The sequence below is a fragment of the Xanthocytophaga flava genome (assembly GCF_030068545.1).
Taxonomy (GTDB): domain Bacteria; phylum Bacteroidota; class Bacteroidia; order Cytophagales; family 172606-1; genus Xanthocytophaga; species Xanthocytophaga flava.
This window is the reverse complement of record NZ_JASJOR010000100.1, coordinates 1-571: the sequence shown is the minus strand read 5'-3', so window position 1 is coordinate 571 and position 571 is coordinate 1. Positions and strand designations below refer to the sequence as shown.

Annotated in this window: 1 protein-coding gene; it reads left to right on the top strand. The window is 35.2% G+C overall.

Annotated elements, in window-relative coordinates:
- The coding region (locus QNI15_RS38935) for a SusD/RagB family nutrient-binding outer membrane lipoprotein (RefSeq protein WP_314037614.1) at nucleotides 1–245 on the top strand (245 nt) is incomplete at its 5' end.
- Between the last annotated feature and the right edge of the window lie 326 nt (nucleotides 246–571).

Below are 571 nucleotides of genomic sequence, written 5' to 3'. Positions count from 1 at the left end.
ATACTCAATTCTGGCTGGGTATATTTCCTGATGCACAGGAAGTGTATAACAACTATCGCAGAACAGGGTATCCTGCTTTAGTTCCAAATGTGTATCCAGGCAATGCGACGGGTGGTCAGATATTTCGTCGATTTTTATATCCGGTATCAGAACAAACACTAAATCGATCATCTTACAATGAGGCAGTAGCCAATCAGGGGGCCGATGATCTGATGACTAAAATTTGGTGGGATAACAAAAAATAGAAGGAGATGATCATCTTCACTAATTGATCTCACCTATATTCTTATTTAGATAAAAACAACTCTGAGTCTTTGTATAGATATACATTGAACTCAGAGTTGTTTTTTTACATGCTTGATGACGTTCTAAAGGAACTAGAGAACCCAAAACTGAGTACACTTTTTGCTTTATTATAACGCAACTTTATATCAGACTATTGATGAAGCTGTTTAAACTTTTGTTTTTTGCTTGATTTTGCGTAAGAAAATGACGGAGAAAGCAATAAAATGTAAACTCATCCAATTGTTAATAGAGCATTCAAACCGGATCAATAATGCTTTAAAACCAT